This is a genomic window from Pelomonas margarita, assembly GCF_043555875.1.
Lineage (GTDB): Bacteria > Pseudomonadota > Gammaproteobacteria > Burkholderiales > Burkholderiaceae_C > Pelomonas > Pelomonas margarita.
Genome location: NZ_JBIGHW010000006.1, coordinates 1 through 23,068 on the forward strand (window position 1 = coordinate 1; position 23,068 = coordinate 23,068).

Annotated in this window: 23 protein-coding genes; 11 read left to right on the forward strand and 12 right to left on the reverse strand. The window is 64.5% G+C overall.

The window, feature by feature from the left end:
* Window positions 1-69 precede the first annotated feature (69 nt).
* Complete coding sequence (locus ACG0Z3_RS12335; protein ID WP_394397791.1) at window positions 70-1,446, reverse strand: site-specific integrase; 1,377 nt, start codon at window positions 1,444-1,446, stop codon at window positions 70-72.
* Between the two features lie 541 nt (window positions 1,447-1,987).
* Here ACG0Z3_RS12335 and ACG0Z3_RS12340 point away from each other — a divergent pair.
* The 3 genes from ACG0Z3_RS12340 to ACG0Z3_RS12350 are packed head-to-tail and all read left to right on the forward strand — an operon-like array spanning window position 1,988 to window position 2,802.
* Window positions 1,988-2,173, forward strand: coding sequence for a hypothetical protein (locus ACG0Z3_RS12340; protein WP_394397792.1), 186 nt, complete (start codon window positions 1,988-1,990; stop codon window positions 2,171-2,173).
* On the forward strand, window positions 2,170-2,373 hold the full coding sequence (locus ACG0Z3_RS12345) for a hypothetical protein (RefSeq protein WP_394397793.1): 204 nt from the start codon (window positions 2,170-2,172) through the stop codon (window positions 2,371-2,373). The genes ACG0Z3_RS12340 and ACG0Z3_RS12345 overlap by 4 nt, the downstream gene beginning before the upstream one ends.
* 15 nt (window positions 2,374-2,388) lie before the next feature.
* Window positions 2,389-2,802 carry a hypothetical protein gene (locus tag ACG0Z3_RS12350; protein ID WP_394397794.1) on the forward strand — a complete coding sequence of 138 codons (414 nt, stop codon included), beginning with the start codon at window positions 2,389-2,391 and terminating at the stop codon, window positions 2,800-2,802.
* Window positions 2,803-2,979: 177 nt separating this feature from the next.
* Here the strand turns inward: ACG0Z3_RS12350 and ACG0Z3_RS12355 are convergent, their stop codons facing one another.
* A complete protein-coding gene (locus ACG0Z3_RS12355; protein WP_394397795.1) occupies window positions 2,980-3,414 on the reverse strand; it encodes a hypothetical protein in 435 nt (144 codons plus the stop codon).
* A 162-nt stretch (window positions 3,415-3,576) separates the two neighbouring features.
* Between ACG0Z3_RS12355 and ACG0Z3_RS12360 the strand changes: the two genes are divergently transcribed.
* Window positions 3,577-6,666, forward strand: coding sequence for a protein kinase domain-containing protein (locus tag ACG0Z3_RS12360; RefSeq protein WP_394397796.1), 3,090 nt, complete (start codon window positions 3,577-3,579; stop codon window positions 6,664-6,666).
* On the forward strand, window positions 6,663-7,247 hold the full coding sequence (locus ACG0Z3_RS12365) for an ECF-type sigma factor (RefSeq protein WP_394397797.1): 585 nt from the start codon (window positions 6,663-6,665) through the stop codon (window positions 7,245-7,247). The genes ACG0Z3_RS12360 and ACG0Z3_RS12365 overlap by 4 nt, the downstream gene beginning before the upstream one ends.
* A gap of 31 nt (window positions 7,248-7,278) precedes the next feature.
* Here the strand turns inward: ACG0Z3_RS12365 and ACG0Z3_RS12370 are convergent, their stop codons facing one another.
* Both ACG0Z3_RS12370 and ACG0Z3_RS12375 read right to left on the reverse strand, forming a co-directional pair.
* Window positions 7,279-8,100, reverse strand: coding sequence for a thioredoxin domain-containing protein (locus ACG0Z3_RS12370; RefSeq protein ID WP_394397798.1), 822 nt, complete (start codon window positions 8,098-8,100; stop codon window positions 7,279-7,281).
* A gap of 2 nt (window positions 8,101-8,102) precedes the next feature.
* Window positions 8,103-8,570: a hypothetical protein gene (locus ACG0Z3_RS12375; protein WP_394397799.1), complete on the reverse strand. Its 468-nt coding sequence runs from the start codon at window positions 8,568-8,570 to the stop codon at window positions 8,103-8,105.
* Window positions 8,571-8,865: 295 nt separating this feature from the next.
* Here ACG0Z3_RS12375 and ACG0Z3_RS12380 point away from each other — a divergent pair, with 295 nt between their 5' ends.
* The 3 genes from ACG0Z3_RS12380 to ACG0Z3_RS12390 all read left to right on the forward strand — a co-directional run bounded on the left by ACG0Z3_RS12380 (window position 8,866) and on the right by ACG0Z3_RS12390 (window position 10,243).
* Window positions 8,866-9,354, forward strand: coding sequence for a hypothetical protein (locus ACG0Z3_RS12380; protein ID WP_394397800.1), 489 nt, complete (start codon window positions 8,866-8,868; stop codon window positions 9,352-9,354).
* Window positions 9,351-9,848 (forward strand): hypothetical protein, encoded by a 498-nt coding sequence (locus ACG0Z3_RS12385; RefSeq protein ID WP_394397801.1) that lies wholly within the window; start codon window positions 9,351-9,353, stop codon window positions 9,846-9,848. The genes ACG0Z3_RS12380 and ACG0Z3_RS12385 overlap by 4 nt, the downstream gene beginning before the upstream one ends.
* Before the next feature lie 122 nt (window positions 9,849-9,970).
* Complete coding sequence (locus ACG0Z3_RS12390) at window positions 9,971-10,243, forward strand: hypothetical protein (RefSeq protein WP_394397802.1); 273 nt, start codon at window positions 9,971-9,973, stop codon at window positions 10,241-10,243.
* Between the two features lie 13 nt (window positions 10,244-10,256).
* On the opposite strand, the gene ACG0Z3_RS12395 is transcribed toward ACG0Z3_RS12390, so the two are convergent.
* The 8 genes from ACG0Z3_RS12395 to ACG0Z3_RS12430 are packed head-to-tail and all read right to left on the reverse strand — an operon-like array spanning window position 10,257 to window position 20,548.
* Entirely contained in the window at window positions 10,257-12,644 is a 2,388-nt protein-coding gene (locus ACG0Z3_RS12395) for a TOTE conflict system archaeo-eukaryotic primase domain-containing protein (protein ID WP_394397803.1), read from the reverse strand.
* Window positions 12,637-13,203, reverse strand: a complete 567-nt coding sequence (locus ACG0Z3_RS12400) for a hypothetical protein (RefSeq protein ID WP_394397804.1) — start codon at window positions 13,201-13,203, stop codon at window positions 12,637-12,639. The genes ACG0Z3_RS12395 and ACG0Z3_RS12400 overlap by 8 nt, the downstream gene beginning before the upstream one ends.
* Entirely contained in the window at window positions 13,196-14,395 is a 1,200-nt protein-coding gene (locus ACG0Z3_RS12405) for a restriction endonuclease subunit S (RefSeq protein WP_394397805.1), read from the reverse strand. The genes ACG0Z3_RS12400 and ACG0Z3_RS12405 overlap by 8 nt, the downstream gene beginning before the upstream one ends.
* A complete protein-coding gene (locus ACG0Z3_RS12410) occupies window positions 14,395-15,558 on the reverse strand; it encodes a PDDEXK nuclease domain-containing protein (protein ID WP_394397806.1) in 1,164 nt (387 codons plus the stop codon). The genes ACG0Z3_RS12405 and ACG0Z3_RS12410 overlap by 1 nt, the downstream gene beginning before the upstream one ends.
* A complete protein-coding gene (locus ACG0Z3_RS12415) occupies window positions 15,555-17,384 on the reverse strand; it encodes a class I SAM-dependent DNA methyltransferase (protein ID WP_394397807.1) in 1,830 nt (609 codons plus the stop codon). Before ACG0Z3_RS12415 ends, ACG0Z3_RS12410 begins: the two co-directional genes overlap by 4 nt.
* 15 nt (window positions 17,385-17,399) lie before the next feature.
* Window positions 17,400-19,814, reverse strand: coding sequence for an EcoAI/FtnUII family type I restriction enzme subunit R (hsdR, locus tag ACG0Z3_RS12420; RefSeq protein WP_394398233.1), 2,415 nt, complete (start codon window positions 19,812-19,814; stop codon window positions 17,400-17,402).
* Window positions 19,815-19,845: 31 nt separating this feature from the next.
* Window positions 19,846-20,232, reverse strand: coding sequence for a type II toxin-antitoxin system RelE/ParE family toxin (locus tag ACG0Z3_RS12425; RefSeq protein WP_394397808.1), 387 nt, complete (start codon window positions 20,230-20,232; stop codon window positions 19,846-19,848).
* Window positions 20,225-20,548, reverse strand: coding sequence for a type II toxin-antitoxin system Phd/YefM family antitoxin (locus tag ACG0Z3_RS12430; RefSeq protein WP_394397809.1), 324 nt, complete (start codon window positions 20,546-20,548; stop codon window positions 20,225-20,227). Before ACG0Z3_RS12430 ends, ACG0Z3_RS12425 begins: the two co-directional genes overlap by 8 nt.
* Before the next feature lie 226 nt (window positions 20,549-20,774).
* Here ACG0Z3_RS12430 and ACG0Z3_RS12435 point away from each other — a divergent pair, with 226 nt between their 5' ends.
* The 3 genes from ACG0Z3_RS12435 (at window position 20,775) to ACG0Z3_RS12445 (ending at window position 22,625) form a co-directional block, all read left to right on the forward strand.
* Entirely contained in the window at window positions 20,775-21,059 is a 285-nt protein-coding gene (locus ACG0Z3_RS12435) for a type II toxin-antitoxin system HigB family toxin (RefSeq protein WP_394397810.1), read from the forward strand.
* Window positions 21,060-21,082: 23 nt separating this feature from the next.
* The gene (locus ACG0Z3_RS12440) at window positions 21,083-22,330 is read left to right on the forward strand and encodes a transcriptional regulator (RefSeq protein ID WP_394397811.1); all 1,248 of its coding nucleotides are present in this window, start codon (window positions 21,083-21,085) and stop codon (window positions 22,328-22,330) included.
* A 172-nt stretch (window positions 22,331-22,502) separates the two neighbouring features.
* Entirely contained in the window at window positions 22,503-22,625 is a 123-nt protein-coding gene (locus ACG0Z3_RS12445) for a hypothetical protein (RefSeq protein ID WP_295538856.1), read from the forward strand.
* The last annotated feature ends 443 nt before the right edge of the window (window positions 22,626-23,068 follow it).

Sequence of the window (23,068 nt, forward strand, 5' to 3'; positions counted from 1 at the left end):
CTCATCGTGGACGATTCAGCTACATTCAAACCAGTTCCTGCGCGCCTCCCCGGCGCCGCCACGGCAAGCTCAGTTTTGCCGTCCACGATCAGCCTGAAATGGGCGTCCACGATCGCTGAAATACGCATTCGGGTGCGTGTAGGTCGGCAGGTGCATGCTTCGGCCCTGCTTCTTCGTCATCACCCTGTTACGGACGCAGAATTCCATGGCTTCGTGCCCGCAAATCTGCATTGCCTCGGCCAGGGAAACTCCGGCGTCATGAAGGGCCGAGACCACCATATGCCGGAAGCTGTGGAACACAAGATCCGGATCCTCCAGGCCGCGCTTGGCCAGCAGCTTCGCGAAGTTTTCCGACACCCGCTTGGACGGGTCGCGGCTCAGGGTCGCCGTCGTGTAGTCCCGATGCGGAAACAGCTGCGTGCCCCCCAGCGAACGCACCCGCTCGATGTAGTCGATCAGCCCCAGATCGATCAGCCCCTGATGGAGCGGCAAGGTCCGGACCGAATTCCTGTTCTTTGCAAACTGGAGCTGGACGCTCACGAACCAGATCTTGTGCAACGGATCGAAGTGAAAGTCGTCGACCGAGAGTTGAACCACTTCCCCGGCGCGCACGCCCAGATGAGCTGCGATCAGCGGCGACCAGAACCAATCCGGCTGGTTCGAATACCTCAGGTATGAATGAGGATCGAAGATGAGCTGCAACTGCTCCGAGGTGAACGGGAGGTAGTGCCGGCCTTCGCGGCCGGCCTCCTGCTTGAGTTTCTCGAAGATATCCCGATGTTCTGCGACCGGATTTTCCTCGCAGGCCTTGAGTTTCTTGCAGGCAAATTCAAAGAAGTGATCCAGCATGCGGCCCTTCTTTTCCAGGGTCCGCGACGCCGATTTCCCGCGTTGGCCGCCCTTTTCCCGCACCTTTCCGGGCTGATCTCTCAGGTGACGGATATACCAATAGATATCACTCGCCTGAATGTCGTGCACCCAGATATCGGGCTCCACACCCCTTTCCTTTTTCAGGAATGCGGCCAGTGAGTTGATGACCCTGCGTTTGTCGCTGCGCACACGCGGTTTGTTTTGTTCCTCCGCGCTCATTTCGTCGAGATAGACATCCAGCGCGTCAGCGAGGCGAGTTCGGTTCAATCGCCCCCGCGATGGACTGCCGGCTGGTTCCGCCAGATGAATCTGGCTCGGATCTCCATGCCGCCCGTTGGCTGGAATGGCCGCAGGCCATGCGGATGACAGATGAAGGGGGTAGTACCCGCCAGGCAGGCTTGCCACACGAGTGGCTGCCATCGAGAACAGCGGCCTCGGCGGAAGGGCCGGCATTACCGGAGCCTTCGGTTTCGCCGATGCGATGCGCTGGTTGTTCACAGGTTCGAGGTGTTCAGATACTCGCGTCTCCTCCGATTCGATTGAAACGGTGGCTTCGCTACAGAAATTCAAGGGCATCCGGTACTCCGGTGGGTTGCAGAAGCCTTCACTCTAGGATCAGCAGCCCGATGCTCCAAGCAATCGCCAAGGCATGAAACTCCGGCGATGGTGTATCTGATACTCGTTGCGCGATTTCGATTGAATAGATAAAAATCTCGATGGAATAGAAGATATACGGTAAACGATCAGCAAAATTCTCATCCCAACAAAATCAACAACTTGGCCCCATGTGGGATGATTACAAACAGTTACCAACACGATTCGTTGTCGGCATGCAACTACTGCCTGAATCTGCTTGTTGTCGCCTGCTGCGGAAAGCTTGGGGTTTGCAACCGCGACTCCTAAACTGGATACTTTCCTATTTCACCGGCCCGTTTGAGGGCCGACCTTGAAGCGCCGATCAGTGATCTGCCGCACACGCGGCGGAGTCGCGCGCGTTCGAGGCTGATGTGAAAGTCCGGAACCTGTCCCTGCGGCGCCTGTCGGCGCTGGTCGCAATCCCCCTCTTCCTCGTCGCCTTCGTGGTGCTCTGCCCCGCGCCGGTGCCGCTGTGGCTGCAATGAAGTGGCTGCTGGGCCTGTTCCAGCGCTGGCGCCTCGAGCGCTGGATGAAACAGGAGCGGGAAGAAGCCGACCGCTACCTCCGGGAGAAGTACCCGCCCGGGTTCTTCGACGACGAAGAACCGGACCCCATCAAACGACACCGTGGCCGTTGCGGCGGTGCCTGTGGAAGGGAGGAGCGATGAAGCGCGCGCTGACGCAACTCGACGCCGATGGCAGCATCGTGATCGCCAGCCTGCCGGAGCCGACCCGGAGCCTGATGCAGATGACGATCAAGGATCGAACGCTCGACTGGATCGTCGACGGGAATGAGCTCGCCCTGCCGCTGGAGACCTACTTCATGTTGGCGCATTGGTGCGGCAGCGACATCGAGACCATGCACTGACCGGGGCAAACCATCATGACCTGGAGAAAACTGGACGAAGGCGAGCTCCTTCGCTTCCGGCGCGGTGAAGAGCCGCCGCATGGAAAACGCTGGTTCACATCACCCTGCCTCGCCATCGTCGAAATCGACAGTGACAGCGCCGAGGCCAGCCTGCTGGCCAGGCTCGAGCGCGTGCGGTTCGATGTGGCGCTGGAAACGATGGAGGCTCGCCCCAGCCCCTGCATGGTGGCTGATTTCTGCGCCGCCTACGGTATGCACAGTCATCTGATGGATGTGCTCGCGGACAGCGCGGATGCCACGGCCTACATCCTCGGTATCCCCGAATACGAGGACACCGGCGCCGAGGACGGCTTTGCCTGGATCCGCCATGCGCGCGATCTGGCGCGTAGCGTCGCGGCACGCCGCGCGGCGCTGGCGGCCCTCGCCTGAAAAGCCATCGGTGACGATGAAACCGTCGTTGCCGGTGAAAGCACCGGACCCGTAGCTGCGTTGCCGTAGGCTTCTTCGGTACCGCAGGCTTCGTGCCCGTTATCGCGCCTCGGATTCAGCACCGTCCACGATGAAGCATCGCCAACGAAGCCGCGCCCTGAGCCTTGGCCGGCGCGCCTACTTCGAAGCCACAGCCGCGCTTGCCCGGACCTGGCTGACCCGCCGCCAGGAGTCCAGGCGTTGCGCCGCGACCTCGAAGTTCTGCTGGTACAGCAGCGCGCCATACCGCGCCATGGCCACAGCCATGCGCGCGGCCTCCGGGTCCCCCGCGTCGGCCAGGATGGCGAAGGTCCGAAAGGCCTCGCGCCAATGGCAGCGCTCGTAGTCGCCCCAGGCATCGTCCAGGCTGGGCAGCGAGGCCTGGTCCCCAGCCAGCGGGCTGCCGTTGAGCTGCGGATCCGTGTCACGCCGGGCCGCTTCGGCCGCGGCCTGCAGCCTGGGCTCGCTCGTCACGGCCTGCGCCAGGACCGCGCCCTGTGCGGCGAGCGCCAGGGCGACCAGCACGCCGCTGCGAATCAGGCGGCCTCGAAACTTGCTCATCATCATGTTCATTGCTTCTCCCTGTTGTTTCGGAGCCTCCCCCCATCGGGTGGACTGATCGACTCCTGTTTGGGTAAAGCGAGATCGCCCGCAGAATCCGGACACAGGAAGCAGGAGGCGCCCTCGGCACAGCGGAGGGGCGGCACGACAACGAGAAGAAGCGGGCATCTATTCATGACCCCTGATGAACTCAGGCGCACATCGCAGCTGTGGGACGACATGCAGGCTTTGCCGGAACAGGCAAGAGAAGCCTGGCTTGCCGCCCTGCCCGCGGCAGACCGGGCGCATGCCCCGGCGCTGCGCGCCATGCTGGCCCTGCAGGCCGACGGGGCGACCGATCCGCTGACCGATGGTCCCCCGCCGCTGACAGCAGGCCCCGGTGCGGTGCCAGAGCAGACCGCCCACGCCCCCGGCGAGCAGGTCGGGCCCTATCGCCTGTTGCGCTTCCTCGGCCGCGGCGGCATGGGCGAGGTCTGGCTGGCACGGCGGGACGACGGGCCCGTGGGTCGCGAGGTGGCGCTCAAGCTGCCGCTGATGAGCGCCCGGCACCCGGCCCTGCGCCTGCGCTTCGAGCGGGAATGCACCATCCTCTCCGGCCTGAATCACACCCACATCGCCACCCTCTTCGATGCCGGCGTCGGCAGCGATGGCCAGGTGTTCATGGCGATGGAATACATCGAGGGCCTGCCGCTGCTGCGCTTCTGCGACGAGCGGCACCTGCCCCTGGCCGGCCGGATCGCCCTGGCCCTGCAGCTGCTGGACGCGGTGGCACATGCCCATGCACACCTGGTCATCCACCGCGACATCAAGCCCGCCAATATCCTGGTCACGCCGGATGGCCAGCTGCGCCTGCTGGACTTCGGCGTTGCCAAGATCCTGGCACCCGAGGCGCCAGATGCGGCGATGCCGGGGACAGCTGATGCCGAGCTCACCCAGTGGGGCGGCGCGGCCCTGACGCTGGACTACGCCTCGCCCGAACAGGTGCAGCAGCAGCCGGTCGGCACCGCCTCCGACATCCATGCCCTGGGCGTGGTGGTGTACGAGCTGCTGGCCGGCTCGCGCCCCTACCGGCCGCGCAGCCGCTCGCGGCGCGACATCGAGGCTGCCATCCTCGACCCACTGCGGCTACGGGCCAGCACCGTCATCACGACGGAAACCGCAGCCCTGCGCGGTGCTTCGCTGCGCGCACTGAAGGCCCAGCTGCGCGGTGACCTGGACACCATACTTGCCAAGGCCCTGCAGCTTCGGCCTGCTGATCGCTACGCCACCGTGGCGGCGCTGGCGGATGATCTGCGCCGTTTCCTGGCGCGAGAACCCATCCACGCCCGCCCGGCCCGCAGGTCCTACATCGCCTGGCGCTTCGCCCAGCGACATGCGATCGCGCTGGGTGCGGTGACGGCAGTGGTTGCATCGATGGCCGTCGGCACCGCGGTGTCCGTCCACCAGATGCAGCGAGCCAGGGCCAATGAACAGCTGGCGCAGCAGGAAGCGGCGCGCGCGCAGCTCGTTTCCAAGTTCCTGGAGAGCGTGTTCGCGGTCAACGGTCGCGCGGGGACCGACGTGCTCAGCGCCCGCAAGCGCACAGCGCGCGAGCTGCTGGACGACGGCACGGCCCGGCTGCTGGCCGACACGGCAATGGCGCCCGCCGTCCGCTACGAGCTGCTCGGCACCATGGGAGCTATCTACCGCGAGATGGGCATCGTCGAGACCGGCGCGCAGCTGGCGCGGCAGCGCGTTACTGCGGCCGTGGAAGCCCATGGCGAGACGTCGATCGAGTACGCCCAGGCCTGGGTTGATCTGGCCTGGAACACCAGCATCAAGGGCGAGGGTGCGGAAGCCCTGCGCCACGCTGCGAAAGCCCGGGCGGTGCTGGCGAGTCTGCGGCAGGCGCCCAGCGAAGCCCTGGCGAGCGCCTGGGTCCGCTATGCCGGCGTGACGGCCGATGCCGGGGCGCGCGTCGATCTCCCGGCCGGCCGTGCTGCCATCGCCGACGGCCGGCGCTGGGCCGCCGGCAGCCGCGACCTCGCCGCACTGAGCTTCCTCCACATGAATGCCGGCATCCTGGAAATGCAGACAGGCCGGCGGGCTGAAGGTCTGGCTTCCATGCGCGAGGCGATGCGGCTGCACGAAGCGCTGGGCGCGGATCAGCGCGCGAAGGGGTTTGCGCTCTCGACCTGGCTGGGCATGGCCGAGCTCTTCAATGGCAATCTGGCCGCCGCAAGGCCTCGGCTGGAGGCCGGCGTCCGCTACGCCGAGTCCACGGCCGTGCCGGTCGAGGAGCAGTTCGTGTACTTCGGTCTGTGGCTCATGCATGACGCGACCGGCGACCTGGAACAGGCCCTGCGCACGGCCACCATCGCCGTTGACCGGGTGCAGCAGTTGCCCGACGCGCTGGTCACGCCGGAGATGAGACGCCCGTACACGACAGCGGCAAGGGCCGCCTGGCGGACCGGCCGCATCGAGTTGGCACTCCGGCATCTCGACAGTGCCCAGGCGCTGCATGCACGCAAGGCAGGCCCCGAGACGAGTTCCGGCGTCGTGCAGGATCTGCGCCGGATTCATCCCGACCTCTGGGCCTCTACCTACATTGCGGCCGGCCGGCTCGACGAGGCCTCGGCGCTGCTGGCGGCGCACGACGCCACGCTCAACCGCAACGGCGGGTTTCAAACTATCAGGGCGCTGCAGTATTACCTGCCGGCGCTTGAACTCGCACTCGTCAAAGAGGACGCGGCTGCCGCGCGCGCGCTGATGGACAGATGGGGTGCGACCGGCCCGCAGCCGGGGGAATATCCGTTCTACCAGGTCTGGACGAAAGAAGTCCTGGAGGGCCGTGTGCTGACGCTCGAAGGGCGCCATGCCGAGGCAGAAGCGCTGCTGCGCAAGGTCCTCGCGTCTATTTCGGCCCGCGCAGATCACGCCGCCTGGCAGGAGCCCAAGGCGCGAGCCCGGCATGCCCTGGGCAGATTGCTGCTGGCCAGCGGGCGGGCCGCGGAGGCGCGCGAGCCCCTGGCCGCCGCTGCCGAGACCTTCCGCAGGACGCAGGCCCCCACGCTCAGTCTGGATCGGGCACGGACGCTCGCCCTGCTGGCGAAGGCCGAACGCACGCTCGGGAATCATGCGGCTGCACGAGGCCTGACTCAGGAGGTCGATGCCATCTGGGGCCGACACCCGAGTATCAAACCCAGGCCGGATGACCGGCTCGCATGGCCGGGCGCTGCAATCATCGTCGCGCGTGCCGCCGATCGAGGAGCACCTACACCATGACCGATCATCCAGACTTGCAACCGACCGCCGATCACGACGGCCTTCAGGACGAATTCCAGGAGGAACCGCCAGCGCCGATCTCGGCAGCGAGCCGCTTCGCCCACCTCTACCCCGAGCTGCAGCGCCTGGCCCGCGCCAAGCTGCGCCGGGAAGGCACGCTCACGCTGATGGACACCTCCATGCTGGTGCACGAGTGCTATCTGCGCCTGATCAAGCAGGAGAACCTGTCCCGCGCCGAGCGGCATTCCTTCATGGCCTATGCCGCGCAGGTGATGCGCGGCATCCTGGTCGACCACGCCCGCGCCAGGCAAAGCCAGCGCCGGGGCGGACGCGCCGAGCATGTGCCCATCGACACGGCGCTGTCCGAGCGGTTGGCCGCGCCCGAGGACCAGATCCTGCAGGTCCATGCCGCCCTGGCCGTCCTGGCCGAGGCCGAGCCGCGCCTGGCCGAGGTGGTCGAGATGCACTACTTCGCCGGCATGACCGAGATCGAGATCGCCGCCGCGCTGGGCGTCTCGGACCGCACCGTGCGGCGCTACTGGGAGAAGGCCAAGCTGCTGCTGCGCGTCGCCCTGAGCTGAGCGCTGCGGCCAAGTCAGCAGGCCATCCCGGCTATCGCAGCTGCAGCTTCTGCCGCATCTCCGCCAGCGACGCCTTGTCGCCCCAACCGAAGGCCACCGAGCCATCAGCCCGGATCGTCGCCGGCGTGCGAATCCGGATCTTGCCCGGCCCCGCGCTGTCGAACACATGCGTACGGACGATGGCCGCCCAGCGCGACTTCTGGCACTCGGCGGCCGGGCGCGGCAGCATGCCGCGCAGCGCATCGCTCCAGGCGCGGGTGGGGTCGGCGCTACACAGGACGCCGGCGGCGAACTGCAAAGAGTTTCCGCCCAGGAGCTCCGGCAGGACATGCACAGCGAGGCCAAGCTCGGCCCCGTGGCGATCGAGATCACGGTTCTGCAGCTTGCAGTAGCCGCAGTTCGGCGCCGAGATCACCACGATCGCGTCCTTGCCCTGGCCGGCATGGCCCACGGGCAGCCAGTGCTTCTTCAGCCTGGCGCGCAACTGGCTCTTCAGTGCCGCCAGAGCCGGCGGCGGGACCGGCATCACGCGGCCGCTTTCGCCCTTCATCTCCCAGGCATCGCCGTAGCCGACGAAATCCAGCTGCTCGCTGAACAGGCGGATCGGGCCGTCCGGCCCGGTCAGCAGGTAGAAGCCCTCGAAGGGGCTGTCCTCGATCTGCGTGCCGGGCGGCTGCTTGAACTCGGCGCGGAAGTTGCGCGCCGCTTCATCCAGGCCGGCCCACGCCGGCACGGCCGTCAGGGCTGCAGCGGCAGCCAGTACAAGGCCCAGGCTCTGGCGCGCCAGGCCGCGCAAGCGCTGCAGAGGGGTGAGTTCCGGTTTCGACATCGGATTCCTTTGTGGCATGCCCATGATCAGACCGTGATGGCATTCGGCAGGCCGCGCACATGCGCGCGCGTCTCGCTCAGGACCGCCGCTTTCTTCCACAAGCGCCAGGCGATGAACAGCGGGATCAGGCCGGCGCCGAGAACCGGCAACAGCGCAATGCCTATCACCACGAAGCAGGCCACCAGCGCGTACATCAGGCGCATGCCGCTGTCCTTGTCCAGGTCCGTCGCGAAGGTCCTGCCCTCGCCCAGGCGCAGGGCGACCAGCAGGTCCGGCATGCCGCCGCCGTGCTGCACATGCAGCTCGACCGGCTCGGTGCTGTCCAGCGCGGCGTGCAACTTGCCGTCCAAGCAGGAGGCCGTGAGCACGTCGCGCAGCATCTGCCCGTCCTCGATCTCGATATAGCTGTAGAGCGTCGAGCTGCTGCGCTCCGTGCTGGTGGTGGTGCCGTCGCCCAGCTCCTTCAGAACACCTCGATGTACCTGTATCGCCATATCGCCTGATCCTCGGTGGTGGCGGTCGGGCACCCCGCTGAGGGGCTGCCCATGCCTGTTTCGATAGAGAAATCCGGGTCGAACCAGAAGCCTCGCGCAAGCCGCGCAGGACCACTCAGTTCCGACCCATCAAGCCTCAAGGCGGAATCCCGAAGCCGAACCGGACATGACTCCAACAGTTTTTTGCTGCCCCGGGGTTCCCGACACCAACTTCACAGGCCGCAATCCGTATCCAGCAGCGCTTTGTCGAGGTGATCTGACGGATGCTCACCGGATCAACAAGGGAGCTAAAACCATGGCAGACAGGCAAGCATCCGACACGGTCCGACCGGACGGTCTTTCGCCGTTCTGGAAATCGCTGGCCGGCCCGCCGCGCGAGAAGCGCGAGTCGGAATCACCCGAGCAGATCCTCAAGCGTCTCGGTCTTGCCCACTTCGAGCGCGTACCCAAGGCAGCGCACTGGCGGGAGCTGATCAGCCGCAACGCCCGGACCGCCGAAGAGATCGCGGTCGAGGTGGCCAAGCTCATCCGTATCCTGCTGCTCGGCCTGACCCGCTCGGAATGGGACACCCTGGCCGGGATCTCAGAGGCCGAGCGCAACGAGCCGGCCATGGCACAGAAGCACGACGCCATGAAGGCGCGACTCGCCCGTTTCGTCGAGCGCTGGGATCCAGTGCCGCCGGCCCAGATGGGTGAGCGCTTCGAGGAAGTCCAGCGCCGTATCGACGCCTACCTTGAAAAGGCACGCGACGCTTGCAGCGACCCATCGCTGCCGCCACCATGAGCGGCAGCAGCAGTCGCCGGTCCTTCTCCGGCATGACGCTGGAGCGCGCCACCAGGCTGCTCGTCAGCCCGGCCACGCAGAAGCTCCGCGAACTCGGCGTGCCCGGCCTTGTCCTCATCGGTCGCTGGCAGGCGCGGCGCTTCGTCATCGCAGACCTGGCACCCGCGGCCGCACCGTTGCCGAAGACCGTCTTCGATCTCGAAGCTGCCACGCTGACGATCCCGTTTTCCATCGCTGCCGCTGACTTCGTGCGCGAGCTCCGCAGCTTTGGTGCGCGTGTGGAACGGCGGCAACGCGACGCCGACGATCGCTTCGAAACCGTAGGTGATTTCGCCAGCGTCGCACACACTGTCCATGCTCATCATCATATGGCTCTGTGCGGCGCCAAGGGGCCTTGGCCACCGGATGCTGCGCTCACGATGCCGTGCGCAGCGTGCTCGATGCGGGCTTCAACGTTACCGAAGCATCGGGCGCGATACCACCCGATGGCTTGATGCCACCGGATACAGCCCGACGGCCTGCTGGTGACGTTACTGTGATGTTGTGGGTACAAGCCGGCGGGTACAGGACTGGGTACCGGTGCGGGTACAGATCAGGGTACAAGGAGAGTTCGACTATGTGGACTGGGACTGGCGACCGCCGCAACTTCATCAGCGCTACCGAGGGCGTGGACATGATGCTCGGCAGCCTCGGCTCCGGCGTCTCCGCCGCGTCCCGGGCGCTGGATGCCCACCATCACGGCCATCTCTATGAGCGTGCGCTGGCCGCCAAGGCTGCGGCCGACGCTCGCTACGACGAACTGTGCCAAGCCTGGCACATCCTGGCTGACCGCCATGAACGGGCGCTGGATCGGATCGAGCAGTTGGAACGACTGCTGGCGTTGAAGTAGCCGCACGTGGCGATCAGATCGCCACCTCCCCTGCATATTCATCTATGCCATCGGAACCGATCCTGTATCCCATCGCGCGATAGCCGCTTTGCCGCTTGTCCCACATCCGCAGCAATGCAGGGTGGCCCGTGTCCACGAAGTCGATGATCCGCACATCGGTCTTGCTGGCGTGTTCCCGGTGCAGACGCCCCGCGTACTGCTGTAGCGTACCCTTCCATGAAACGGGCATGGCCAGCACCAGCGTGTCGAGCGGCGGATGATCGAAGCCCTCGCCGACGAGTTTCCCTGTGGCCAACAAGATGCGGGGCGTATCTGGCGGCAGCCCGTCGAGCTCAGTCACCAGCGCCGAACGCTGCTTCTTGGACATGCGCCCGTGCAAGACGAACGGCGCCGCGTGCAAGCCGTCGAGCGCCGTCTTGATGGCATCGAGGTGTTCCGTGCGCTCCGTCAGGACCAGCACCTTGCGCCCCTGCTCGAGGGCCTCGCGTGCCTCGGTGGCAATGGCTTGCGTTCTGGCCAGATCGCCGGCGAGATGCCGAAACACGTCCTGGATCCCTGCTTCGGTCGGCAAGGCTATCCGTGTGAAGCGGGATCGTGGCAGCACTTCCAGATCGTGGGGAGCCCCGGCGGGCTTGGCCGCCGAGTACCGGATGGGCCCGCATTGCATGAAGATGATGGGCTGCTGACCATCGCGACGGATGGGTGTCGCCGTCAGGCCGAGCACATACTTGGCCTTGGTCCTTTTCAGGATCGCGTCGAAAGACGTGGCGCCGACGTGATGGCACTCGTCCACGATCACCTGCCCGTAGTTCTCAACCAGCGGATTGACCTGCCCCTGCCGGGACAACGATTGCATCACCGCAATGTCGATCTTGCCGGTGGGTTTGGTCTTGCCACCGCCGATGGTGCCGACCACCCCCTTGCCGACGCCCAGAAACGCCTGCAGGCGTTCCTGCCATTGCTTGAGCAGTTCGGTTCGGTGCACCAGCACCAGGGTGTTGACACCCCGGCGCGCGATCATCGCGGCAGCGGTAACGGTCTTGCCAAAAGCCGTTGGCGCGCACAGCACTCCAGCGTCGTGATGCAGCATCCCTGACACTGCCGCCTCCTGGTCCAGGCGCAATGTGCCGGCGAAGGCCACCTCAATCGGTTCGCCGCTAGAGCGTTCATCGCGCAAATCACAGGCGATGCCGTTGTCCCGCAAGAGCGCCAGCGCGGCATCCAGGCTGCCGCGCGGCAGGGCGATGTGCTGCGGGTAGTTCTCGGCGTTGCCGATCACGCGCGGCTTGTCCCACACCGACATGCGCATGGCCTGAGCCTTGTAAAACTCGGGATTCTGGAAGGCGGCGAGCCGGATCAGGCGGTTGGCCAGCGTCTGCGGCAACTGGGCCTTCTCGAAGTAGATCAGGTTGGCCAGCGTCACGGTCAGCGACTTCGGCATCGGCCCGGCCAGCTTCTGGGTCAACAGGCTCTCGCGCTTCCAGGGCCTGGCCAGATCTTCCTCATCGATGAAGGCGACATCGAGCGGGTGGACGCCACCTGCGGCACGCAGGATGGTCGGCTCGATGTCATGGCCCGCCATCGTCTGGATGGACGACAGGTACGCCCACTGATCCGGGTAGGGCCGCAGATCAGCATCGACGAACACGCTGCATGCCTGCTCGCGCGGCCACTTCTGCAGCGGCAAGGCGATCAGGTTGCCGAAACCCCCTTTGGGCATCGTGTCCTGGTTCGGGAACAAGCGGTCATAAGACGCCAGCTTCAGTTGCCGGGTGCGCGCGCAGGTGTGGCTGATGAGCGCCGTGCCCAGGCGCCGGGCATCACGGGCGGAAACCCGGCTGGCGAAAAACACCCAGGCATGCGCGCCCTGGCCGGACCGCGAAATCTCCAGCGCCGCTGGCACACCAAGTTCCATACAGGACTGCATGAAGGCCTGCGCATCGTCGCGCCACTCGGCCTCGTCGAAATCTACGGCCAGGAAGTAGCAGCAGTCGTCCTGCAGCAGCGGATAGACGCCGACCGTGTGCTCGCCGGCCAAGTGGCCGTAGATCACCGCATCGGACAGCGGGATCAGCAGTCGGTTGCCGCAATCGCCACACTTGATGCGCGGCTTCTCGCACACGCCGGCGCGCCACTCGTTGGCGCAGGCCGGGGCGTATCCCGACTTGCCGGAGGTCTTCCCCTCCCAACGGATCGGGTAAACATCGGTTCGCCCGCGAAACAGTCGCCGGAACAGCGCCACCTTCTCAGCGGTGGACAGCCTGGAGGGTTCCGGCCCTGGAGCTGGCACGGCGCCGGGCTGCGGCTGCTGCAAGCGCCACTCGATGCCATGGGCTTCGAGCAGCGCAATCAGGCGGGCGTTCTCGGCCTGCAAGCTTGCAAAGGCAGCCCGCTCAGCCATCAACCCCATGCTCGGCCAGCAAGTCGTCCATCTCGTCGCCCACGCCGTAGCCGAAGTCATGGCTGATATGGCGCACGGCGTCCAGGCGCTGGAAGAGCGATGCCTGGTGCGCCTGCGGCAAGGGGGCCATGGTCTGCAAGGCCTGCGCGAACATCCGCCGCAGGGCATCGAAGTAGGTCTCGTCCTGGAAGCCGAACTCGTTGCTGAAGCCGGCGGCACGCTCGCAATAGAACACCATCAGCTCGGCCAGGCCCTCGGGCTGGCCGATGGCTTTCTTGTAGTCGGAGATCGCCTTCTTGGCCTTGGCCACCGAGGTGTCCTGGTTCTTGCGCACATCCGGCCACAGCCAGCGATCAATCGTGGCCCTATAGGGCTTGATCGGGTCATCCCCCAGCGCAAAGCGGGCGTGCAAAAAGGCTTGGTTGTCCTTGCCGGCCGCGTACAGATCCTGCAGCAAGCCGAGCAGGCCGGCACGGTCGAAATCGGCCAGCCGGGTTTTGACCTCGCTCCAGGACGGCGAGGCCTTGCTACGCGCCGCTTTGGGCTTGGCTTCAGGCATGAGCGACCTCGGTCGCGGCAAACACCCGCTCCAGCGTCGCAGGCAGCAGTGCGGCATTGGCTTGGCGGATGGCGGTGTGTTTGGCCTTGAGCAACTGCGTGCGCTGGTAGATGGCCCGGAGCTCAAGCTGCTTAGCCATTGAAGGGACGGGCATCTCGTAGCTGAGAAAGGCCGAGGGCTGCAGTCGGCGGCGGCGGGCATTGGTGCCGCCGCTGATCTCGGCAAGCGTCGGCCACACGTCGGGGGTGCGGAAATAGATATCGAGCACTTCGGGCAGTACAGCCTCGGTGTTGACCGTGAACACCGGAAACTCCGGCGACACCACCATGCCGTCGCACTCGGCCGGCACCACACCTAGCGCCCCCTCCCAGGCCATCAGCTTGGGGTAGATGAAGTCACCCGCGCGAACGGTGGACAGCCGCTCGTAGGCGAATTCGCTACCCATCTTGACGGCGCTGGGAAATACGCCTCGGCCGAACGAGTAGACGCCGGCAAAGCGGTACTGGGCTGTGCCGTCCACGGCCACGTCTGGCTGTCGTTGCGAGACCAGCTCCGACAGACGGCGTTTCGCCGACCGCTCACCATGAGAAGCAAAGATGTAGCTTCGGATCAGGCGCTGTGCGTCTCGCTCTACAGCATCCAAGTGCGTCTCGATCTCTTGCGTCTTCTCCGCCAACAATTCGAGGTGCCGAACGATGCGACTTTGAACTGCCAACGGCGGCACCGGCACGGTCATCTTCCCGAGCGCGGCCGCAGTCAGCGTGCGATTTCGGGCAACCGTGCCGCTGGAGGCGCCAACAAGCTTGTTCATGCCCTCCGGCGTCTTGAAGTAGTGGGCCAAGAACGCCGGATTTATCAGTCTCTCGTCGCAGGCGCAGGTCAACATCCGGTGGTTGCCGACACACCCGTGGTCGTCCGCACCGGCCAGCGCCACCGCGCCTTCCCAGGCCATGATGTTGCTGAATACCAGGTCGCTCTTTTGGACGAGATACAGCTCCTGCCAGGTGAACTCTGCACCCTTCACCGTTCGGCGGTGGAAGATGCCCTTGTTGAAGCTGCGCACACCCAGTTCTGTGTACGTCACCTCCGGGTCCGCAGCGACCACGCGGCGGACAAGTGGGGCGATCTCTGCAAGTGGCAGATAAGGCGTTGGACCGCCCTCTCCCAGCTCGATTCTGATGGGTAAGGTCATTATTCCTTGCCCTCCAAACCGTCCTGGCCAAAACGCCGCAACTCCAGCTCGCGCTGCGTCTTCTCCAGCTCGGCCTGCAACAGCTCGACGTCCGGCAGCATGGTCTGGTATTCGGCCGCCATGACCTTGTTGGGCAGGCCATCCAGCGCATAGCGGGCCAACGCCGACTTCGCACGGGCGCAGAGAATCAAGCCCACGGGCGGATTCTCGCCGGGCAAGGTCCAGTGTTCGCGCGCGTAGTTGCAATACATATGCATCTGGCCCACATCGGCATGGGTGAGCTCGCCCAGCTTGAGGTCGATGACGACCAGACAGCGCAGGCGGCGGTGAAAGAACAGCAGGTCCACGCGGAACCAGCTTTCATCGATACGCAGGCGGCGCTGGCGGCCGACAAAGGTGAAATCGCTGCCGAGCTCCAACAGAAAATCTTCCAGGCGATGGATCAGCGCACCTTCCAGCTCGGACTCGGAGTATTCGTCCCTGAGGTTGAGGAATTCGAGGACGTAGGGGTCTTTGATGGCCTCGTCCGGCGTCAGGGTGTCGCCGGGCTGCGCTTGGCTGCCTTTCTCCAGCATGGCGCGCTTGTTTTTCGACAGCAGCGCCCGCGTGTAGAACTGGCTGCCGATCTGGCGGTGGAGCTGGCGCACGCTCCAGCCGCCGCGCAAGGCCTCGGCCTCGTAGAACTCGCGCTCTTCGACCGAACGGGTGCCACGCACCAGATGCACATAGTGCGACCAGGACAGCGGCAGGGCCTGCGCCAACTGCTCCAGCGTGATATTCCGAGACGCTGTCTCGGATTGACCGGTGGCCAGGGGATCGGCCTTGCTCCGAGACACCGTCTCGGAAATGCGCTGCGGTGGATAAGCGAGGTAGAACAAGCGCATCTGTTCCAGGTTGTCCACGCTGAAGCCACGGCCAAAGCGCTGGCCAAGATCCTTGGACAGATTGAGCAACAGTTGCTGTCCCCGTGCGGCCCGCTCCTGCCCGCCCTGCTCGAATTCGACGATGCGCCGGCCGATCTCCCAGTAGGTGGCCGTCATCAGCGCATTGACGCTACGCGCCGCTGCATGACGCGCGGCCTCCAGCAGCGCGACGATGTCGCCATGGACGAGGGCGTAGCCGGCCTGATCCGGAGGTGTCGGTAGTGCCGTGCGTTTCGTCATGCCTGCACCTCGACCACCAGAGCTTCGATCTCGCCCAGCAGGCGCATCACCTCGATCTCATGGCTGCGCATGGCGGCGATCAGGTCCTTGGGGTCGGCGTGCTTGAGCCCGGCTTTGGCGTTCGGGTTCTTCAGATCCAGGTTGTAGATCGGCCAGTAGAGGGCATCGCCCTCGGCCTGTGCGGCCTTGGCCGCTTGTTCAAGGTTCTGTTGCTGAGCCTTCAGGGCGCGCCATTGCTCCTGAAACTCGGACTTCCGGCCATTGGTGCCCGCTTGAATGGCCTGCTCCAGCTTGCGAATGGGCTTGCCCATGGCGATGGCGGCGTTGCGCTCGGTTTCAGCCCGCTGCCAATGCGGCGTGGCTGCTTCCACGGCAGCAGCACGTTTGGCCGCGAAGTCCAGCTTCCAGGCTTGGGGGCCTTCCTCGCGAGCGTTCCACCAGGCCAATGCCGGCGCGAATTCCTCGAACTGCAGGGGTGCGGTCTTGCTGTACTTCTTGCGGCCCTCGGGCAAGGGCAGCTCGTAGTACCAGATGGTGTCGGTGGGCCCGCCGCGCTCGAAGAACAGCAGGTTGGCGGGAATGTCGGTATACGGCGCGAACACCCCCTGCGGCAGGCGCACGACGGTGTGGAGCTTGAACTCCTTGAGCATTTCCTCCTTGATGACGGCGCTGATGCCATCGCCAAACAGGGTGCCGTTGGGCACGACCACGGCGGCGCGGCCGCCACGCGTGGCCGCCTTCGCCCCAGGCACCTTCGCACCCGCCACGCGCAGCTTGCGCATGATGTATTGCAGGAACAGCAGCGTGGTCTCAGCCGTCTGCATATTGGGCGGGAAATTGGCCTTGATGCCGACTTCTTCCTCGCCGCCGAAGGGCGGGTTGGTGAGGATCACATCGACGCGCTCGCTGTGGCCGATTTCAACGATCCGACGATCCAGCGTGTTGCCGTAATCAATCTGCGGGGCTTCCAGCCCGTGCAGCAACAGGTTCATCTGCGCCAGCATATAAGGCAGCGGCTTGGCTTCCTGCCCATGCAGGGTGTCGCGCTGCAAGCGGCGGCGCTGGTCCGGTGTGCTCACCTGAGGAGCGATGTGGTCATAGGCTTCGACCAGAAAACCACCGGTGCCGCAGGCCGGGTCCAGCACCGTCTCGCCCAGGCGCGGGTCGCTGACCTGCACCATGAAGCGCACGACCGGCCGCGGGGTGTAGAACTCACCGGCATCGCCGGCTGCATCGCGCATCTCACGCAGCATCGACTCGTACAGGTGCGAGAGGGTGTGGATCTCCTCGCTGGCCGAGAAGTGGATGCCGTTGATCTTGTTGATGATGTCGCGCAGCAGGTAGCCGCTGACCATGCGGTTCTGCACGCCCTTGAACACATTGGCGATGACTTCGCGCTGGCTGCCTTTTTCGCCCTCACCGGCCAGGCCGCGCAGATAGGCGAACAGGCCCTTGCCGGTGCTGCCGTGGGTGCGCACGGTGAATTCCTGGCTGATGAAGGCCAGCAGCTCGTCGCCGGTGATGCCGTCCTCGCGGGCGGCCCAGTCGCGCCAGCGGTAGGGCGGCTCGATGATGGGCTGATAGCGCTTGCCGTCGAGCGCGGCTTCTTCCTCATGAACGATTTCGAGATCGTCGAGGAACTTGAGGAACATCACCCAGGTCAGCAGGGGCAGGCGGTCGACATCGCCATTGAGGCCCTTGTCCTTGCGCAGGGTCTTGCGGGCAGTGCCGATCAACGCCGAGAGGTTCTCGCGCGTGGTGAGGGGCGCCTTGGCCTTGCGCGGCGCACATGGCTTCTTCTCGGCTGGGGCAGTGGCTTTGGCCATCGGGAACAGTTTTCGTTATGGGTAGAGCGCTGTCTGGAGCCGGGAGACGGCATCCTTCATGCCGAGCACGCCACCGAAGTGGCGTATGGCGATCTCAGAAGGACTGCCGTAGCGATCGAAGGGTTGCACCTTCATCAACTCGGACAGCGCATTGAATTGCAGGATGCCGCGCTCGACATAGCGGTCGAGCAGCAGCGCAAGGATTTCGCGGGCCGTGTCGCCGTGTTGCGCGAAGAGGTCCTGGGCCTGACGTTTGGCAGCTTCAGCGCGCTGGCGGCGAGTGAGCAGCGGCGCATTCCAGGCCAGATGGCACAGCAGGTCGAAGGGGTCGGCATCGGGCTGTTCGCTGCTGGCTGCCAGTTCCTCGAAGCTGATACCGCGCTCGCTCAGCTCGCGCAGCACTTCGACGCGTGTGTCAGGGTTGGCCCAGGCCGACTGCAGCGCTTCGCGGCTGGGGTACAAGGTGCGCACGGCGCGGCCCGAATAGTCGGTGTACTTGACCACCTGCAGCTTCTTGCCGTCGGTATCGAGGTCGTAGACCAGATGGCCAATGACTTCGACCTCGCCGCCATCGATATAGAACTTGCGTGGCTCCACCGGGGGATCGGAGATGATTTCTCCACCGCCGCTCGTATCACCCTGGTCGCCCCCGTCACCTTCAAGCTCGACCCGGTACTCAGCTTCGGGCTCGGCCACGACTGGTATTTCGTCAGCCACGGTCTCGACCACATCGCCGGTTTCGTCGACCTTCACTTCTTCGATGCGGGTCGGGTCCCCATCGAAGTCTGGATCGGCAAAGTGGCGCGTGGCCGTACCGGTGAAGTCGATGATGTTGAAATACTCCTTGCCGTAGTCCACCTTCAGCCGCGTGCCGCGGCCAATGATCTGTTTGAACTCGGAGCGCGAGCCCACCACGCGCGCCAGCACCACGTTCTTGACCATCTCGGCATCCACCCCGGTGGTCAGCAACTGCGAGGTGGTGAGGATGACGGGCGTGGGTTTGTCAACGTCCTGGAAGTGCGACAGATGGGTGAGGCCGATCGCAGCTTCGTCGGCCGTGACGCGGCAGACATAGTCGGGATACTGCTTGACGAGATCGCTATTGAGGTTGATCAGTTCCTGGCGCATCTCGGCCGCGTGCTCCTGGTCGACGCAGAACACCAAGGTCTTGGCGAAGCGGTCAGTGCCCTTGAGAAGATCGGTCAGATGCCGCGCCATGGCCCGCGTGCGCGAGCGCAGGGCCACGACGCGCTCGAAGTCCTTGGTCTGGTATTCCTCGTCAGGCACAGCACGGCCGTAGCGATCCAGCTCATCCTTGCTGGGGCGCCAGCCGGCGGCATCCACGGTGGTGATGACGCGGTGCACGCGATACGGGGCCAGAAAGCCGTCTTCGATGCCTTGGCGCAGGCTGTAGGTATAGACCGGGTTGCCGAAGTATTCGTAGCTGTCGCGCGACTCCTCGCGCAGCGGCGTTGCGGTCATGCCGAACTGAACGGCGGGCTCGAAATAGTCCAGCACCGCGCGCCAGGCGCTTACGTCACGGCTGGAGCCGCGATGGCATTCGTCGATGATGATCAGGTCGAAGAAGTCCGGACGGTACTGCCGGAACACATCGGCACTGGCGGTGGACAAGGCCTGATAGATGCCGAAGTACATGTCCCGGCTCTGGCTGGTGTCACCGCCAGCGATCTTGTGGCGGGCATCGCCGAACGGGGCAAACATCTTGGCCATCGGGTCATCGACCAGGATGTTGCGATCGGCCAGGAACAATATCTTGGGTCGGCGGTATTCGCCACTGCGGTTCCAGCGGCTGTTCCACAGCTTCCAGCAGATCTGGAAGGCCACACAGGTCTTGCCGGTGCCGGTGGCCAGCGTGGCGAGGATGCGCTTCTGCCCGAGGAGGATCGCTTCGATCACCCGATGGATCGCGATCTGCTGGTAATAGCGCGGCACCTTGCCCGACACCAGATTGAACGGCTCCAGCAGGTATGAGGGCGCGTTCTGCGGCAGCTGCGCCGCAGCGCTCAGCCGAGCGAACAGCTCGTCGGGCGTGGCGTAGCGATCCACCTCACGCTCGGTGCCGGTGGTGTAGTCGATCTCGATGATGCGGTGGCCGTTGGTGGCGTATGCGAACTTGAGGCCGAGGATCTCCGCGTACTCGCGCGCCTGCTGCACACCGGTCTCGGCAGGCAATCCGATTTCCTTGGCTTCGACTACGGCGAGCGGATAGTCGCGGCGGTAGTACAGCAGGTAGTCGGCGCGCCTTTGCTTGCCGCGCCGCACCTTGCCGCCGGCCACGATGATGCGTCCGTTGGTGAAGCTGCGCTGCTCGCCGATGGCGTGCGGTGCCGCGCCCCAGCCGGCTTCCACCAGGCGGGGCGTCACGAACTCGCGGCAGGTATCCGCTTCGGTAATCACGCCATCTCGCATTGCCTCCCCTTTCATCGTGATGTCTTCCAGATCAGGCGCCGGGCCACAGCCGAGCGAAGTCAAATGAAAGCTCGCGGTGGTGCCGGATGGACAACAAGTACACCGTCGCGCCAGGATCCATGGCCGCGTAGAGCATCAGATAGTCACCGTGCAGGTACTCACGCAAGGCGCCGGCAGCACCGGCAGGCAGTGCGGCGAGTTGAGCCAATGCCTCGGCCGACTGCGGTGGCTTGTCCAGATAGCGCCGGCCGATGCGCGGGAAGCGCGCCAGGTTGGGGATGACCGTCGCGCGCAACTCGGCCAGCAGCTCATCGAAGGCAAAGGCCGCATCCGCCCCGGTCAGGAACGCCTCGATGGCGTCCAGACGCTCCAAGAAACTCGCGGTCAGTTCGACCTGGTAGACGTCCTCATCAGCCACGCTTCTTGGCGCCGTTGGCAGATGCTGCACCGGCTCGGCGCTGCTGGAGCTGGGCGATGGCCGCATCAGCCCCGTAGGTGCGGCCTGCCTCGATGTCGGCCAGGCCGCGACGGGCGTCGTCGATCAGTAGCAGGTGGATGCGCTCCCGCTCCAGCCGGTGGTAGTAGTCCAGCCGGTCGGCGTCAATCAGAGCGACATAGCTCTCGCCATTCTTGGTGATGATTTTCTCGGCGCCGGCCTTGGCCTGGTCGGCCAACTCGGAAAGGTTGGCACGTGCCTGGGTGAAGGGCACCACGTCGCTGGCAGAGAAACCCATGGCCGGCTCCTTGAGAAGGGGTGACAGAATTCTGTGCAGTCTACCGCAATACTTCTTGTGGGCACCCATCCGCACGACGTTGCTGAGTGGGACGGCCAACCTGGCCCAGCCACCGCAGCACTCGATGCGCACCCGGAGCGAGGATTCCCGGAAAGACGCGATTTGACGAATCCCCAAAAAGGGAAGTATCATTCACAAAGACTGGGGGAAACAGTCATGATCGAATATGCAGTTACTTGGTCTCATCAAGCTCGACGAATTCAAGCGCCAACATGCTGATGCACGCGGGCCGCTGGATGCTTGGCGGTCCGAGGCTGAGCGCGCCCAGTGGACAGGCCCACAAGACGTCAAAACCCGGTATCCCAGCGCCAGCTTTCTGGCAGACAACAGGGTCATCTTCAACATCAAAGGCAACACCTATCGGCTGGTCATCAAGGCCAAGTACCAAAACGGCTTGATCTTGATCGAGTGGGTTGGCACGCACGCCGAGTACGACAAACAGAAGTTCTAGGTCGGACGGGGTACATGAAAGGAATGGACATGAAGCAACAGGTGAAAGTGATCAAGACGCAGCGTGACTACGATGCGGCGATCGTTCGTCTGTCGGCTTTGATGGATGAAGACTTGACCCCGGGCTCCAGCAAGGAAGCCGAGCTGGAACTGCTGGCCCTGGTGGTCGAGTCCTACGAGCGCAGCAAGGTCGAACCCGTGGTGCTTGACCCGATCGAGGCCATCTTGTTTCGGATGGACCAACTCGGCCTCAAGAAGGTGGACCTGGTGCCCTACATGGGCTCGCTGCCCAAGGTGTCCGAGGTGCTAGCGCGCAAGCGCCCGCTCAACCTGGCCATGATCCGCAAATTGCATCAGGGCCTGGGCATCCCGGCGGATGTGCTGCTGGCACAAACCGATGATGCGGTGGACCTGGACGAGGCACTCCCCTACGACACGGCCAAGTTCCCATTCAAGGAGATGTTCGCCCGCGGCTACTTCGAAGGCTTCAGCGGGCCCCTCCGAGAAGCCAAGGACAAGACGGAAGAATTGATCCGCGGGTTCATGCGCGGCTTCAACCTGCAGCCGATCCACCAGGCTCGACTGCGTGCACCGATGCACCAGAGCGGCAGCCGTCTAATGGACGAATACGCCCTGTTGACCTGGCATGTGGCGGTGCTCAAGAAGGCGCGTCAACTCAAGCTCAAGTCCGCATACGTGAAGGGTAGCCTGACCGAGGAACGCCTGCGCGAGCTGGCTCGCCTGTCGCGGTTCGAACAAGGGCCACGGCTGGCGCAGGAGTTCCTGGCCGACATGGGCATTGCCCTGGTGTTCGAAGAACACTTCAGCAAGACCTACCTCGATGGCGCCGCCATGTTCGATGGCGATCTCCCCGTGGTGGCGCTGACCCTGAGACACGACCGGCTCGACAACTTCTGGTTCGCGTTGCTGCACGAACTGGTGCACGTCCAAAAACACCTGGGCCCGGATCACTGGTTCATCGCAGACAACCTCGAAGACAAGGTCCATCAACAGACCCAGGAAGAACGCGAGGCCGACGACGGCGCTCGGGACATCCTGATCCCACAGGCTGAATGGCTTGCCTCGGGGTTGACCGTAGAGCCGACGATGGAGGCAGCGATGGCCTTGGCGGACAAGTTGCGCATTCACCCCACCATCGTGGCTGGGCGCGTTCGCCACGAAACAAGCAACTGGCGCCTGCTCAGCAGCATCAAGGCGGATGTGCGCCGACTGTTTGCCGATCAACTGCAGGAGCTTGCCCAACCAGCTTGATCAACAAAGAAAAAGCCCCTGAGTGCTCTAACACTCAAGGGCTTTGGTGAGGTGAAAAGGGGTCTACCAAACCACCCAAGCACATCACGTCTTAGCGAAGACGGCGGATATTACCAGTTCGCAGTGCGAGGGCCTCCGTGAAAACCCCTCAACCCTTCTACGAGGAGTTGGCATGGCCTACACCCGCTGGAAGAGCGTTTTTGTGCGGACCTACGTCCGCTTCCGGTTCGGACGCCGGGAGCACGTTTGTCAGCACTGGCGTTCGCACCCCGGTCAGATGGAACTGTTCACCTGACCCGCCCCCCCAGCAGGCGCCCAGCGTTATGCAGGGCGCCTGCTTCTTCGCTGCACTCGAACTTGAAAGCTATCCATCATGGCAAGCAGAAAGACTCCCAGCGAGCAGACCTCCGCTCGCGTTGCCTCAACGGCATCAAAGCTGTTGAGCAATCCCAAGACCCCGGCTGCGGTGAAATCTGTGGCCGCTTCCGCGCTGACCCAACGGTCCAGCGCCAAGCCCAAGGGACGTTGATTCCAACGCCACCCTGTTGATCCCGAGCCCGCGTGAAGCGGGCTCGTTTGCGTTCAATGCCGTGCTGACTGGTGGAGATCAGCGACGAGCGATAGATGAGGACGCAGTCCGCGTTCGCCCAGCCATATACCTTCCCGACCTTGAAGCACCAACCGATCAACAGGCGATCTATTCGTGCTTCAAACCGGACACCGGCCAAACTCCATGCC